15 protein-coding genes are annotated in these 15,517 nt (G+C 36.2%); 6 read left to right on the plus strand and 9 right to left on the minus strand.

Translation table 11 applies throughout. From position 1 onward, the window contains the following. Window position 1 precedes the first annotated feature (1 nt). The 4 genes from IPP64_07400 (at window position 2) to IPP64_07415 (ending at window position 2,881) form a co-directional block, all read left to right on the plus strand. Window positions 2-349, plus strand: a complete 348-nt coding sequence (locus tag IPP64_07400; GenBank protein ID MBL0329230.1) for an STAS domain-containing protein — start codon at window positions 2-4, stop codon at window positions 347-349. A gap of 29 nt (window positions 350-378) precedes the next feature. Further along, on the plus strand, window positions 379-1,146 hold the full coding sequence (locus tag IPP64_07405) for a T9SS type A sorting domain-containing protein (GenBank protein ID MBL0329231.1): 768 nt from the start codon (window positions 379-381) through the stop codon (window positions 1,144-1,146). Further along, window positions 1,146-2,066: a ribonuclease Z gene (locus IPP64_07410; protein MBL0329232.1), complete on the plus strand. Its 921-nt coding sequence runs from the start codon at window positions 1,146-1,148 to the stop codon at window positions 2,064-2,066. The genes IPP64_07405 and IPP64_07410 overlap by 1 nt, the downstream gene beginning before the upstream one ends. 146 nt (window positions 2,067-2,212) lie before the next feature. Beyond that, complete coding sequence (locus tag IPP64_07415; protein MBL0329233.1) at window positions 2,213-2,881, plus strand: response regulator transcription factor; 669 nt, start codon at window positions 2,213-2,215, stop codon at window positions 2,879-2,881. Here the strand turns inward: IPP64_07415 and IPP64_07420 are convergent. Together IPP64_07420 and IPP64_07425 are read right to left on the minus strand one after the other, a co-directional pair. Further along, on the minus strand, window positions 2,871-3,953 hold the full coding sequence (locus IPP64_07420; GenBank protein ID MBL0329234.1) for a PepSY domain-containing protein: 1,083 nt from the start codon (window positions 3,951-3,953) through the stop codon (window positions 2,871-2,873). The genes IPP64_07415 and IPP64_07420 overlap by 11 nt on opposite strands. Window positions 3,954-4,007: 54 nt before the next feature. Then, a complete protein-coding gene (locus tag IPP64_07425; GenBank protein MBL0329235.1) occupies window positions 4,008-6,134 on the minus strand; it encodes a TonB-dependent siderophore receptor in 2,127 nt (708 codons plus the stop codon). Window positions 6,135-6,318: 184 nt separating this feature from the next. On the opposite strand from IPP64_07425, the gene IPP64_07430 reads away from it, so the two are divergent. After that, a complete protein-coding gene (locus tag IPP64_07430) occupies window positions 6,319-7,170 on the plus strand; it encodes an N-acetylglucosamine kinase (GenBank protein MBL0329236.1) in 852 nt (283 codons plus the stop codon). 166 nt (window positions 7,171-7,336) lie between these two features. On the opposite strand, the gene IPP64_07435 is transcribed toward IPP64_07430, so the two are convergent. The 5 genes from IPP64_07435 to IPP64_07455 form a co-directional block, all read right to left on the minus strand. Continuing rightward, window positions 7,337-8,044, minus strand: a complete 708-nt coding sequence (locus IPP64_07435) for a YebC/PmpR family DNA-binding transcriptional regulator (GenBank protein ID MBL0329237.1) — start codon at window positions 8,042-8,044, stop codon at window positions 7,337-7,339. Between the two features lie 62 nt (window positions 8,045-8,106). Further along, window positions 8,107-9,582, minus strand: coding sequence for a T9SS type A sorting domain-containing protein (locus tag IPP64_07440; protein ID MBL0329238.1), 1,476 nt, complete (start codon window positions 9,580-9,582; stop codon window positions 8,107-8,109). Window positions 9,583-9,586: 4 nt separating this feature from the next. Further along, window positions 9,587-10,402 carry a 3-deoxy-8-phosphooctulonate synthase gene (gene kdsA / locus IPP64_07445; protein ID MBL0329239.1) on the minus strand — a complete coding sequence of 272 codons (816 nt, stop codon included), beginning with the start codon at window positions 10,400-10,402 and terminating at the stop codon, window positions 9,587-9,589. 4 nt (window positions 10,403-10,406) lie between these two features. Continuing rightward, window positions 10,407-11,672, minus strand: coding sequence for a hypothetical protein (locus tag IPP64_07450; GenBank protein ID MBL0329240.1), 1,266 nt, complete (start codon window positions 11,670-11,672; stop codon window positions 10,407-10,409). Window positions 11,673-11,681: 9 nt separating this feature from the next. Continuing rightward, a complete protein-coding gene (locus IPP64_07455) occupies window positions 11,682-13,214 on the minus strand; it encodes a hypothetical protein (GenBank protein MBL0329241.1) in 1,533 nt (510 codons plus the stop codon). 220 nt (window positions 13,215-13,434) lie between these two features. On the opposite strand from IPP64_07455, the gene IPP64_07460 reads away from it, so the two are divergent. After that, the gene (locus IPP64_07460) at window positions 13,435-13,866 is read left to right on the plus strand and encodes a hypothetical protein (protein ID MBL0329242.1); all 432 of its coding nucleotides are present in this window, start codon (window positions 13,435-13,437) and stop codon (window positions 13,864-13,866) included. Here IPP64_07460 and IPP64_07465 read toward each other — a convergent pair. Then, on the minus strand, window positions 13,863-15,140 hold the full coding sequence (locus IPP64_07465) for a replication-associated recombination protein A (protein ID MBL0329243.1): 1,278 nt from the start codon (window positions 15,138-15,140) through the stop codon (window positions 13,863-13,865). The two genes, IPP64_07460 and IPP64_07465, sit on opposite strands and share 4 nt — an antisense overlap. After that, a complete protein-coding gene (locus tag IPP64_07470; GenBank protein ID MBL0329244.1) occupies window positions 15,140-15,514 on the minus strand; it encodes a cytochrome c in 375 nt (124 codons plus the stop codon). The genes IPP64_07465 and IPP64_07470 overlap by 1 nt, the downstream gene beginning before the upstream one ends. Window positions 15,515-15,517 lie beyond the last annotated feature (3 nt).

A 15,517-nucleotide genomic window follows, 5' to 3' on the forward strand; every position in this document is an offset into this window, starting at 1 on the left:
TATGAGTTTTCAAATAGATAAGGCAGAAAAATACACCATCATTAAATTGTTGGCTGAGAAGTTGGATAGCAATTTGGCTCCGTCTTTAAAATCAGAATTGGTTGTGATTAGCACGGATGGTGCTAAAAACATCATTATTGACTTGTCGGATACACGCTACTGTGATTCATCCGGATTGAGCGCTATTTTAGTCGCAAATCGCCTTTGCAAAAACAGTCAAGGTGTGTTTATTTTAACCGGCTTGCAGGATTCTGTAAAAAAGTTGATTTCAATCTCTCAACTGGATACCATTTTAAACATTACATCATCAGTAAACGAAGCAAAAGAAATGCTTGCTGTTACTGCTTAAATAGATTAATTAACTAAATTTCTACTCGCATGATTAAAAAATTACTATTCTCTTTTGCATTTGCAGTAGCTTTTGGATTATCATCCAATGCTCAAATTTGCACACCGGATATTTCTTGTATCCCCGTTTCTGAGCCTTATGGTCTTTGTCCGGACAGCACAACAGGGATTGCAATCGGAACAGTTGGAGTTGCTTATTCTCAATTGATGAGCATTAAAGTACCAGCAGATCCTTCAAGCTTTGGAGCGCCTCCGGGAACCGGATTAGTATCTATCGAAATTGGTAGCGTAGATAGTTTAGCACCAGGTTTATCTTATGCGTGTGTACCTTCTTCTTGTGACTTTCCTGCCAGCACAAATGGTTGTATCTTAATTACCGGAACACCTACTGTTGCTTGGAATAAGCAAGTAATTGTGCATGGTATCGGACATTTAACATTCCCGATTATCGGAACACCATTTACGCAAGGCATTGACAACAAACAATACAGAAGCATTGTTGTGGATCCATTAAGTGTTGAAACATTGGATTTAAACAAATTTGATGTCTCTCAAAACAGTCCGAACCCATTTAGCGAAAACTCTGAAATTCGTTTTTCTACTACCGATAATTCGAATGTAGATTTCAAAGTATTCAATATGTTAGGCGCTGTTATTTATAGCAAAAATTTCAAAACGGCTAAAGGCGTAAATGTGATTAAAATCGAAGCAAACTCTTTTGCTCCGGGTGTTTACATTTATTCAATTACAAATGGAGAGAAAACAATCACAAAACGTATGATTGTTGCCGGAAAATAATGCAAAATTTTGAATTAACTATTCTTGGTTGCAGCAGTGCAACACCAACATCAAAACGTAATCCAACCGCTCAGCTACTCAATATAGCTGAGCGTTTTTTTTTAATTGACTGTGGTGAAGCAACCCAAATTCAGTTGCGTAGATTTAAGCTGAAGTTTCAGCGTATCAATCATATTTTTATCAGCCATTTGCATGGTGATCATTATCTCGGACTAATGGGATTAATTTCCAGTATGCATTTGTTGGGAAGAACCATTGAATTGCATTTGTATTGTCCTGCAGAATTGCAAGAAATTATTGAAGTACAGTTTAAGCATTCCCAATCCTATATCAAATTTCAGATTGTTTATCATCCCCATCAATATGTTGATAATGCCATCATATTTGAAGATGATCGGGTAGAAGTAAGGACGCTTGTACTTAACCATCGCATCCCTTGCTGTGGTTTTATTTTTAAAGAAAAACCACTTCCACCAACCATTTCAAAAGAAACAATCTATCAGCATCATTTAACGGTGGAGGAGATTGTTGCCATAAAAGAAGGTTCGGATTTAACAAAAAACAATGGAGAGGTGATTAAAAATAGTGACTTGCTTAATCCACCCTTGGTTCCAAGAAGTTATGCCTATTGCTCTGATACCTGCTATGATGAAAGAATTATCGATTACATAAAAGGAGTGAACCTATTGTATCATGAAGCAACCTTTTTGCAAGAAATGGAAGCCCGGGCGAAAGAAACCTTTCATACCACAGCTTTACAGGCAGGAATGATTGCCAAACAAGCGAATGTGAAGCAATTGATGATTGGACATTATTCTGCACGCTACAAAGACCTCGAACCATTATTAGTTGAAGCGAAATCAGTTTTTGACAATACAATTTTGGCTATTGAAGGTGAAAACACAGTTATTCAACATTGACCTTCCATGTTTTCCTCGCTTATTGGATTGAATTTTTAATAGGGATAAGTTTATAAGTTTCATCAAAAAAATCACTCAAAAGTTTGCAGGAACCATTTCAATTTGTACTTTTGACCATTATTTAAAATCAATCTAAATAAAGAAACGTGTCAAAAATCAAGATTATTATAGCCGATAGCCATTTTTTAAGCCGTAAAGGTTTGGCCATCTTACTTGAAGAAAACACTGATTTCGCTTTAGTTTCTGAAGCATTAAGTGCTTCTGATTTGATTAATCAGGCAAAATTTTATCAGCCGGATCTTATTATCATCGATTATACGTCTGCGAATTATAGCATCGACAATATTCAGCAAATTGTAAAAAAATATCCGAATACACATTTATTAGCGATTACTGACTTACAAAGTAATATATCCGTTGCTAAAGCCTTAAATTTAGGCATTATGAGTCATTTGCTGAAAGATTGCGACCAAGATGAGATTGTGGAGGCGATTTACAAAACAGCAAAAGGGGAGAAGTTTATGTGTGGTAAAATAGCAAGCGCTGTTTTAATTGATAAAACTGCTGTAAATGAATATACCTGCGAGGGATTAAACATCAGCGACCGTGAAATGGAAATCATCAAATTGATTGCAGAAGGGTTGTCGAATAAAGAGGTGGCTGATAAATTATTCCTAAGTACACACACCGTTACAACTCATCGTAAAAACATTATGAACAAGCTTGGGGTAAACAATACTGCAGGATTAGTTCTATTTGCTGTTCGTGAGAATATCATTTCTCCAAACCACTTCTTGTTTTCTGCTACAGCTTAATTTTTTTCTTTTTTCTTTTCCCTTTCCACATCAAGAAGCCTGTTACTGGTAAACTTGCGCTTATTAGTGCAGCAAAAAATACAATAAACTGCCCGGTTAACCCAAACACTTTTCCTGTATGAATCGCGTAGTTGGTGCCTTTTAGTTTATCACCTTGCGAAGACGTTTCAAACAAATGGGCTTTCAATAATTCCCCGGAATATTGATCAAAAAATAATTGATCACTTTTTTTATAAAATCCACCATCATCGTATCGGAATGTAATTCGATAAACTCCAATTGAATCTTCTGGTACATTTATAAAACATTCGTTGCTCTGCTTATAAAGTGAAGTGGAATTTTCTAGCACCTGATCTATGGAAATCCGGTTTGAATCCGCGATATATTCCGAATGATATTTTCGCTCCTCTTTTTTAGAATGATTGATCCAATACATGGTGTTTTCAGCCCATTTAAACGACCAAACAATTCCTGTTAATGCGGTAAAAATAATAATCCAGGATGCATAAAATCCGAATACACTGTGCAAATCATACGTTCTCTTTTTGGATGGAGCATTTCGTTTGATGGTTAATTTTTGTTTTAACAATGCTTTGTTTTGTGGCCACCAGAGAATGATTCCACTCATCAACATGAAAATGAAAATGGTTGCAGAGGTACCTGTGATGATTTTTCCGGTATCGCCTAAACAAAGTGAGCGATGCAATTGAAGCACAATTCCGAAAAAATCATTCTCTTTATTAAAGCTTCCTAGTACTTTCCCTGTGTAGGGGTTCACTAAAACAGATTGTTTGTTCTTTAATATGATTTCAACACTGCTTTCGGGATTGGATTGTATTCGTATGTTTTTAACACCAGGTTTAGGGAACTCCGCTTTTGCACTTTTGATTAGTTCGGCAATCGGTTTTCGATTACCTTCTTGTTTTACAAATAAAACATCCTGATATAGTATTGCCCGAAATTCTTCTTCAAAAGCATAAATTGCACCGGTTGTAGAAACAACAAAAACAACAGCACCACTGGTCAAACCCAATAATAAATGCAGTTGAAAAAATATTCGTTTAAAAAACATAAGAAGTGAATAAAAACGAGCTGAGGCAATCATGCGCTCAACTCGTTGCTGAAATTAAAATTTAAAGCCAATGGTGGTGGAAAACTGACGGGGTGCAATTGGATTAACACTGTTGTCGTCATGCACATTATAACTCAATACATCCGTTATATTGGATACTTTAAAGCGAATAGAGAATTTTTCTTTTACATAACCTAAACTTGCATCCAGCTGAAAGTATTCCGGTAAACGAATAAGTTTGTAGGTGTCATTTGGAACAGCTATTCGAGTGGATCGTCCCGCATATCGTTCACCAAAATACAATGAACTCAAGCCAATACTTAATCCATTTAAAACCGTTTGTTGGCTAAAGTTGTAGTGAATGCTAAGATTAGCTGTATGTTTTGGATTATAGCGCAATAAACTTCCTTCAATAAATGTATTACTCTTGGTGTATTTTGTTTCATTAAAACTATAACCAGCCAAAAGAGATAAACCTTTTAACGGTTTTGAGCTTAAGTCTACTTCTAAACCTTGACTGGTAACTTCACCTGCTAAAATTTTTATGGATGAATTTGTATTTCCTGCAGATAAATCTGTTTGTGCCAAATTGCTGTTTACAATTTGATACGCTGTAATATTTCCTGAAAACAGCCCTCTGAATAAATCGGTTTTTATTCCGGCCTCATATTGATCGATCAAGGATGGTGGCAATGCATTGTTATTTATATCAACCCCAGTATTGGGTGTAAAGGAGTTTGAATAGCTTCCAAAAAGTGATAGAAATGGTTTTGGTTGGATAACCAATCCCAAACGAGGTGAAAAGGCATTGTCAAATTGCACTGATTTTACAGTAACTCCCGTGCTATGTGTCAATACATTACTATACGTTTCGAGATACGAAAAGCGAACACCTGCCAACAATTTTACATAGCGTGTAATTTCTATCAAATCTTGGACATAAATACCCAAACGATTAATCGGAGAACCGGTTGTTGTTTTTACGGTTAAATAAGGGACATCAGCTCGTGGTTTATATAAATCTAAATTAAATACATTTACAGAATCGTATTTCGTAACTCCATTAAAGGAATGATTGTCTGTATCGTATTGATCTGCATCTGCACCTAATAAAAAGGTATGTTTTAATATCCAAGTCTTGAATTTTCCTGTTAAATCAAACTGTGTAATACCATAGGTTTCATCAATTTTGGTCCGTTGCAAACCTCTAATCCATTTACCATCGGTTTTTACAAACTGACTGGAAGAGTTAGGTCGCACATTCGAAAAAAGATCACTGTTAAATTGTTGATAGGCTGTTACACTTTTAATATCCCAATTTTTGTTGATATGGTGAGTGATGGAGGCTGTTGCTCCTTTTTGCTCTGTTTTAATATATGACCAATTAACGCCTATAAATCGTTCCCGAGGAACATCTATTAATTGGTAATCAATGGCACCAACCCCAAAGTCGGCAGTGCGATTATCTTTTAAATAATCCCCTTCAATTAATAATTCTGTTTTTTTACCTAGTTTAAATAAGAAGGATGGATTGATGTAGGTACGTTCTGCGTTCACAACATCTCTAAAACTTCTCGCTTTTTCGTACGAAGTATTTACACGATAAGCAATGTGTTTGTTTTTATCGATTGTACCATAAACGTCAACCATGGGTTTATAAAAGTCATAGCTACCAGCAGTCATTGTAATTTCTCCTCCGGTAGTATAATTAGGCTTTTTCGTAATTAAATTGATTACTCCACCTGCGGCTACATTTCCAAATAAGATGGCGCTGCTTCCTTTCATTACTTCAACTCGTTCCAATGCGCTTAGCTCAGGCATTGCAGCGTTATTAAAACGAATTCCATTTTTAAACGTATTGTTACTGTTAAATGCAAATCCTCTTCCTGCTATTTCTTCCTGATAACCACCTGTTGCGCCCATAATGTAAACGCCATTGAAGTTTTTCAAAACATCGCTCAAACGCATGGTTTGCTGTTGTTCCATCACTTCTCTATCGATGGAAGCAACACTTTGAGGCAAATCCATTGGTTTTATTGCTATTTTCCCTAATGATACTGGTTTTTCATTTTCAGATTTGGCAGAAGAAATTTCTACCTCTTTTAAAGTTCCTGTTTTTATAGAATCAGGAGTTTGCGCAATCATTGTTGTAATTGTTCCCAAAAATACTAGGACGGACATATATTTGTTCATAAAGAATAATTTAGACAGATTTTAAATAACGACACAAAAGTCAATATTCAGTAGCAATCTGACAATACCTAAATGATGGTATTTGCCAATTTTTTTAAAATATACCTAAAAATGGGTATCGAAGTCGTTTACGAAAGAATTGTTACTTTTGAAGCTCTAAATACTTGAAAATTTGATACTAATAGCAGATAGTGGTTCAACAAAAACCGATTGGCGGTTAATAGACAGTAAAAAACAAATTCATCAATTTGCCGGCAAAGGCATTAACCCTTATTTTCAAACTACAGACCAGATTATTGTTGCACTCGAAAATGAATTAATCCCTCATTTGAAAACGCAACTTTCTGAAGAAGAACTGGAAATTTTCTTTTATGGAGCAGGGTGTGGGGCTATAGATAAAAAGGAAATTGTTAAAACAGCATTATCTGCTTGTTTCCCGAAAGCTAAAATTTATGTAGAAACCGATATGTTGGGTGCAGCTCGCTCTTTATGCGGAAGAAATGCGGGTATTGCAGCCATACTTGGCACGGGCGCTAATACCTGTTATTATGATGGTGAAAATATTATAGAAAACAGGGCTTCTTTAGGTTATCTTTTGGGTGATGAAGGAAGTGGAGCACATATCGGCAAAACGTTTATTCAGGCGTATTTAAATCAAGAAATGCCGAAAGAACTATCCAATCGCTTTTATGAGCGCTTTAAGCTCGGGAAGGATGAGATTTTAGATGCTGTCTATAAAAAGCCGATGCCGAATACCTTTTTAGCGTCATTCAGTAAATTCATCTACCAAAATTTAAAGGAACAGTTTATTATTGATTTGGTAGCGGGCTGTTTTAATGCATTTTTCGACAAACACATTTGCAAGTATCCCAAATACAAAGAAGTTAAGCTGAGTTGCACCGGCTCGGTTGCTTTTTATTACAGCAATATCTTAAGAGCGGTTGCATTAGAAAAAGGAGTTTCTATAGATACAATTACAGAGACACCCATCGCTGGATTGACTTTGTACCATTTAGAAGAGTAGTTTGTTTGCCACAAAGGCGCGAAGTCGCCAAGTTGTTATTGCAAAGCAATAAAATTAATTAAACAGCATTTCGCTAAATTAAAATCGCTAAAAGTGTAAAACAAAAAACGCAAAGAAAAAACATTCCTTTGCGTCTTAGCGCCTTAGCGGCAAACCTATTGTGAGACTACTTCATATTATGATAAACAGTCTGCACATCATCGTCCTCCTCCAATTTACCAACAAGAATCATCACTTCTTCCACTTGAGCATCGGTTAACTCAACAGTAGAAGTAGGAATACGCTCCAGTTCTGAGCTGATGATATTAATATTTTTTGCTTCCAACGCTTTTTGCATTTTGCCGAAATCAGTAAAAGCTGTATAGATTACAATTTCCTCTTCATCGCTTTCAATTTCATCGGCACCAAAATCAATCAATTCAAACTCTAATTCTTCAAGATTTACGTTTTCGTTTTTAATGCGAAACACACCTTTTCTTTCAAAGAGATAATCTAAAGATCCCGTTTTACCGAGCTCTCCGCCATATCGGTTGAAGTTCATGCGCACGTTTGCAACAGTACGGGTAGGATTGTCGGTTGCACATTCAATTAAAATACCGATTCCAAAAGGTCCTTTCCCTTCGTATACAACCTCTTCCAAGTTGGACGAATCTTTTGATGTTGCACGTTTGATTGCAGCATCAATATTCGCCTTTGGCATATTCAAGCCCTTCGCATTTTGAATGGCAACTCTTAAACGAGCGTTTCCATTTGGATCTCCTCCACCAAGTTTAATTGCAATGGCAATCTCTTTCCCAATTCTAGTGAAGCCTTTCGCCATCTTATCATAGCGGGCAAACATTTTATACTTACGCTTTTCAAATACACGTCCCATAGTAAATTCTGGTGATTATAAGTTATTTTCTAGTTTTCTAATTGCAAATTTAAAAATTTGTTTTAATGCACAATTATTATTTTCTGCGTTTCAACCCTTGATTTATCAGAAACCTTTAAAAGGTAAATTCCATTTGAATATAAATCTAATGGGAGAGAATAGGTGGTTTCAGATCCCTTCTTTACACATTCAAGATGTATTGTTTCACCCATAACATTTGTGACTTCGATTGTAAATGAATCCTCAAAAAAAGACACATCAATAGTGGCCGTTTGATTTGCGGGATTTGGAAATACATTCAATTTTCCGTTAAGTGAATTATCAACATCCTCAATTTCGGTTAAAATCGTATTCTCTGCTATGGTTGCCAAACAAAGGGTATCTGTTTTTATTAGATAAATATCCTCAATGCTAGTTGTACTAAAACTTTTCGTTGTACCACAAATAATAAAAGCGTTATCAAAAGTAGGAGCAACCGAGAACCCTTCATCTTTTTTCAGTCCGCCAAAAGTTGTTAATCCATAATACGACCAATCGCTTTTGAGTGTATAGAAAATCAAATCACCATTGCCACCGCTATCACCAAATGATTTTGAAGTGCCAAGCATGGCTACTTTCCCATCAGCATCTTCCACTACTGAATAAAAGCTGTCATCAAGGGTGCCTCCAAGTGTTTTCATGGAATCCGTAATGCCGAGCGAAGAAATTTTCACCAAAACACCATATGCATTTCCTGCACCAAAACTTTTCGTTTCACCTGTTAATAGATACCCACCAAACATGCTTTCAATAACATCATTACCAAAATCTGCGGAAGCTCCTCCAAACCGATTTGACCATAAACTATCACCGCTTGTATTCAGTTTGATGGTAAAAAAATCACCGTCAATATCACCTAAACTTTTGCTTGTTCCAGTTACTAAGTAATTCCCATCGCTCGTCTGAATAATGGATTTAGCAACATCTTGATAAAGGCCTCCATACGTTTTTGTCCAAACGGTATCTCCCAATGAATTTGTTTTTACAATATAATAATCTTCATCCCCATTTCCATAGCTGTATGTTTCTCCGCATACTATATATCCACCATCATTCGTTTGCTCAACACAGTTTGCAAAATCCCAATTAGTTCCACCATACGTTTTTGTCCAGGTAACGTTGTACGTTGAATCAACTTTTATAAGGTAGAAATCATACCCCCCAGCACCAAAGCTATTTGTATAACCTGAAATAATGAACCCTTTATCCGTTGTTTGTTTTACACAGGTACCTCTGTCGATATTAATTCCACCAATCATTTGATGTCCTTGTGGAATTCCTAACGAGTCTGTTTTTACTAAATAAATGTCTGTGTTTCCTCCGCCAAAGCTACTCGTAGAACCTAAAACAATATAGCCGCTGTCAAGTGTCTGTTGTGCACATACACCATAATCATAGCCCGAACTTCCAATTACCTTTCTGAATTTTATTTGAGCAGTAGACACATTTTCAAATAATAAAATTGCGAGAAGTAGTACTAAAAAGTTTTTTGTTTTCATTTTTTTAGAGTATTGCTTTTCTAATCTTAATCAAATCATTCATCAGCTTTTCAAAATGATCGAGGTGAAGCATGTTTGCACCATCTGACTTTGCTTTTGCAGGGTTGGGATGAGTTTCTAAGAAGATTCCGTCAGCACCTACGGCAATGGCTGCTTTTGCTATCGTGCCGATTAAATCCGGGCGACCACCAGTTACGCCACTCGTTTGATTCGGCTGTTGAAGGGAGTGGGTAATGTCCATCACAACAGGAACATTATTTTTTTGCATTTCAGGTATACCTCTGAAATCTACCACCAAATCTTGATATCCTAAGAAGGTTCCTCTCTCTGTTAACATGATATTCGTGTTTCCTGACTCCCTCACTTTATCTACAGCAAATTTCATGGACTCCGGTGAAAGAAATTGCCCCTTTTTTATGTTTACATGTTTGCCTGTTTTTGCAGCTGCAACTAACAAATCTGTTTGTCGACATAAAAATGCAGGAATCTGCAATACATCAACATACTTTGCAGCTAAAGCAGCATCTTCATTTGTGTGAATATCAGTTAGCGTAGGCAGGTTAAAATGCTTTCCGACTTTTGCAATAATGTCCAATCCTTTTTCATCCCCAATGCCGGTGAAGGAATCCAAGCGAGAGCGGTTGGCTTTCTTAAACGAGGCTTTAAATATGTAAGGAATTCCTAATTGATCGGTTACAGATTTTACTTTCTCAGCAATCTCAAAACAAATTTCTTCTGTTTCTACGGCACATGGACCGGCAATTAAAAAGAAATTACCTGAATCTAAGTGTTTAATGTTTTTAATGTTGTTCAACGACATACTTTTATCTAAAATTTTTAACAAGTGAAATGTAAGCGGATTGTCCCGCTGCTTTTTTAGGAGTAACAAATCCTTCTAAATTGGTACTTCCAGCATAAATAATAAAACCTTTTCCAAGATTAGCAAATACGCCTAATCCATAATTAAATTTACCATAACCGCCATAGCCGAATGTGCCAGAAATTGCGCACTTCGGATTGATTATAAAATTACCTTTTACGTATGCTAATAAATGATAGTTTCCATTAAACACATACCGAATGCCTTCAGTCATTTCAAAGTGTTCACCGAATCGGGTTTCATACGTAAGGTTTAATACCGAAGGCAATGTCACGGAGAAAGATTGATTTTTAAATGGTGCAACAGAACTGATGATACTATCCTGAGATGTATTTGCGAATGTAGAATCTTGCAAATCATATACACTTGAAACATGAAATCCGGTATAATGAAACGTAGAATCTTGATTCAAGAAAAGTGATTTGTCGTTAAATTTTATTGCTCCAATATCAGCAACCGAAACGCGTAATTTTGAATTCCCAAAACGCGTTTTAAACGGTGCTTCAAAGTAGATATCAATAACAGCACCAACCCCATTAAATGCACCAATCCCTTTTTTAGCTGTATCTGATTGTGCCACCTGCATTGTGGTCGCAAAATCGATGTAAGTGCCATCTTCGCTCGTAAATAATTCTGCTTTTTGAGCGTAAATAGACGCGTATTGTTCTCCTTTTAAGAGTGAAAGAGCGATTCCCCATCGAGCGGCACTATCATATTTGGAAGAAAACAAACCGACTTGCAATTGCTGATAACGCAAAAAATTTAAATTAAAATCATTAAAATTTGCAACTTTCCCGGCATAAGGCGCATTCCCATAAAATCCAACCTTGTAAAAATCTTTAGAATAGCGAGCATCAAAATGTGCTTTATCACGTAAACTGAAAAATAAGCTTACATTCTTTTTGTGAAAGAACGAATCTAATTTTACACCAACATACACACCATAGTTTAAATCCGCCCCAATGGTATTCATATTTTTTGTGCGTTTTAATACCTGATCTTTCAAGTCAGCATCAATATATCCACCATTATAAAATTTCGAAATAAATTGAGTCGTAAAGGCCGTTGCATTCAATCCGTAATCAGCTACTAAGCCAATACGCGTTTTTGTTGAATCCGGAAATTCATCAGAAAAGATGGCAGCAATTTGCGCATTCAATTGAAACTGAAAACTAATTGCTGCAACTATTAAAAAATAAAACTTTTTCAAACGTAATAATTATTGAAGTTGAATGGTGTAATTGAAATCGCCTACTACTTTAATATCGATAGCATATTCACTATAAATTTTGATGTATTGGAGCTGAGCACTTGTGTTGAATTTTACTTTCATCACCACTTTCTTAGTGTCGTAAAGCAAATTCATTTTACTTTCACTAACAGGTACTGTTATTTTTGTCAATTTTTTTCCGGTTACTCTTAACGCAGCATTGATTGGAGCTTCCACAATGGTGTTGGCATAACCAAAGATGGAGTCGGTGACAATATTGCTTTCATTCAATAGATACATTTGGATTTTTGCATCAAACGGAAATCCATTATTTGCAAACAATGTAAGATTTCCTTCATGAATTCCTTGTGTGCCATTAGCAGGAGAAATATTCAGATCCAGTGTGTCAGACAAGGTAAGATTGTTGGCAACCAACGAAAGAGGTATTTCCATATTTAATGAAGCTTTCAACAATCTATCAGAATAAATGAAATCATTCGATCCGGAAATGTTTCCAAGCGGATTGGTGATGATTTGCATCGAGTACCCAAATTTATTGGGAAGATTTTCAATCATCGGCTTGATGTTTGAATTGGTTGTGTTTAAAGGAAAATTTGCATAAGTAGGATAAATAATTCCTCCGCTTTCGGCTGCACGATTGATGTTGATGGTGCTACCAATCATGCTGTTGGTTAGGTTAATTGTAGAGCCTGTTCGAGTGTTAATAGAACTAATGTTATTCACATACAAACGAGCATCCATCCCAATCGGATTTTCGATTTTAAAATCAAAATCAACATCTTCTAATTGTAAAGTCCCATCTACAATTCTATCAAACAAGGTAAAATTACTGGAACTTGGACCAACGTAATACGTATTGTTACCAAAATATCCTTTGGCATAATAAGGAATCATATCGTAAAACGTATTGTCAATAATCAAACTATCCGCAGGATATACACGAACTGTATCAGAAGCAGAGGAGCTGATTTCTCCTAAAAGGGATGTGTAAATGGTGTTGATTTGTGTTCCGGCAGGGCCGGTTAAATCAATTTTATAGCCGGCTAAATTAAATGTTTGACTATATACTCCTGGGGTTGTACCAACCTTTGCTGGAACATTCGCCACAAATGTAAATGGGTCTCCATCTGCATCTGTTGCACAAGGCATAGTATAGGTAAATTTAGTGGCTTCACGAATTTTGCTTTTTACTTTAAACGTTACAAACCCTGATTTTACAATAATGGTTCTCAATTCAATACCAGGCAGTGTATAGGTAGTGGAAGAAGTTGAAGGAAAAGGAATGACTTGTCCCGGATTTAAATCAGAAGTAAATGGCAATGCATATCCATTGTGAACGGTGGTATCTCCAATATTAAAAAGTGTATCGATGTCAATTTTGTATAAATCATTGTTAAAAACAATTTTCATTGAACTATCCGGATTGGCTTGTAAAATAGAATCCGGCAGGATGTTATTGATACTCATACTTGCATCAATCAACGGAGCCAAAACATCCATATCCCATGATGCTTTTTCCATTTCCTTTCTACAGGAAGAAAAAAGCAAAGCTGTGCTTAGAAAAATAAAAAGAAAGTATTTTCTCATGGCTATTGTTATTACGATTGATTTGACAGCTAAAATTACTAAAAATTATTCAAAAAAAGGTAAAAAGCCTTACCTCATCGGTAAAAACAAGTATAGATTTTTGTAGTAATTAAATAATAGAATACCTTTGTGTTATCGTATTTGCGATAAACGTATGTTAACCAAACGATTTTTTATTTCCTGGATTGCTTCATCTATTGTGATGTTCGCCCTTTCTTACTTATGGCATGGGGTGTTCTTAACCGATTTTTCTCGTCTTTCATATCCAATTAGCATCTTTTTAGTTTTCGCAGCGTTTGTTTATCTTATTATTGGCTTTATAACTGCAAAAGCAATTGACATTAAATTGTTAGAAAACAAATTCAAGAGAAAACCCCTGCTAAAAGGATTGGTAACAGGAGCCGCATTCGGATTTACACTCTTTGTCATAACGTATGTTGTAGGCGTTTCATTCAGCACAGGCTCTAAATTGGAGAATTTGCTGTTAGATGGTTGCTGGCAAACGATAGAGCAGGGGATTGGTGGGATTGTGGTTGGGATTACCCACTTTTTTGTATTTGATGCTTCGGCAATCGTTGAAGATTAATATCCGTATTTACTGCCCCACAACTTTTTCAAATACTCCTTTAATTCATTTTCGCGCGCATTGTTTCCCGGATCATACAATTTTGTTCCACTTAATTCAGCCGGAAAGTACTCCTGGGCAGAAAAATTATTTTTATAACCATGGGAATATTCATAGTTTTCACCATAGCCAATATCTTTCATCAATTTTGTTGGGGCATTGCGAAGATGAAGCGGAACAGGCAAGTTGCCAGTTTTTTTAACAAGGTCTGAAGCCAAACCAATGGCTGCATAAGCAGCATTGCTTTTTGCAGATGATGCCAAATAAGTGACTGTTTGTGATAAAATAATTCGCGATTCGGGGTAGCCAATCACATTCACCGCTTGAAAACAATTGTTAGCAATCACTAAGGCTGTTGGATTCGCATTTCCAATATCTTCAGAAGCCAAAATCAATAAACGTCTGGCAATAAACAATGGGTCTTCTCCACCTTCAATCATCCGAGCTAACCAATATACCGCAGCATTGGGGTCACTGCCTCTGATGGATTTTATAAATGCTGAAATGATATCATAATGGTTTTCACCCGCTTTATCATAGATTGCAATGTTCTGCTGAACAATGTTATTTACTTTCTCATTCGTTATTTCAATGTTGTCGCCACCGATGGAATTGATAACAAGCTCAAAAACATTTAATAATTTCCTGCCATCTCCTCCTGATAATCGAAGTAAGGCTTCGCTTTCCTGAATGTCAATTTTTTTTGTTTTTAAAACAACATCTGTTTGCATCGCTAAATCGAGCATGGCTAACAAATCTTCTTTTTCTAAATGTTTTAGGATGTAAACCTGACAACGAGATAAAAGGGCTGATATGACTTCAAAAGAAGGATTCTCAGTGGTTGCACCAATCAATGTAATTGTCCCTTTTTCTACGGCCCCTAACAATGAATCCTGCTGTGATTTACTAAAACGATGAATCTCATCGATAAAAAGAATGGGATTGCTTTGACTAAACAAACCACTCGATTTCGATTTATCAATTACCTCACGAATGTCTTTTACCCCTGAATTAATAGCACTCAATGCATAAAAAGGCCGTTTTAGCTGATGTGCTATGATATTTGCCAAAGTAGTTTTTCCAACACCTGGAGGTCCCCATAAAATGATGGAAGGGAGTAAATTCGACTGAATGGCATTTCTTAGAATAGCTCCTTCACCCACAATGTGCTTTTGGCCAATGTAGTTGTCCAAACTAGTTGGACGCATGCGTTCTGCGAGAGGAGTCGAATTCATTATTGTTTCATTCCATTTTTTATCCAGCATTCAATCAAATCAATGGATGCTTGGTCTAATTGAGCTTCATTTGCAGGCATTCGAGGAAACCCTCGTTCGTGTTTAATTGTTCCCAATAGTTCGCCATTCGCTCCGGCTTTTGTCACATATTCAAAAACTGTAAAATCATACCCTCCGGCACCGCCATCGCTGTGGCAACTATTGCAATGTTTCTCTATAATTGGCTTGATAGAAGCGTACGTCAATGCTGAGGCACTGCAATCCAATACCGGTTTTACAACGGCAACTGTTTCTGTTTTTGTGGCTTCCTGTGTGCTTTTGCATGCTGTAAATCCTAAGATAATGCTAAAAGCAAAAAATAGTTTCTGTTTCATAGT

Source organism: Bacteroidota bacterium, from assembly GCA_016722565.1.
GTDB lineage: Bacteria > Bacteroidota > Bacteroidia > 2-12-FULL-35-15 > 2-12-FULL-35-15 > 2-12-FULL-35-15.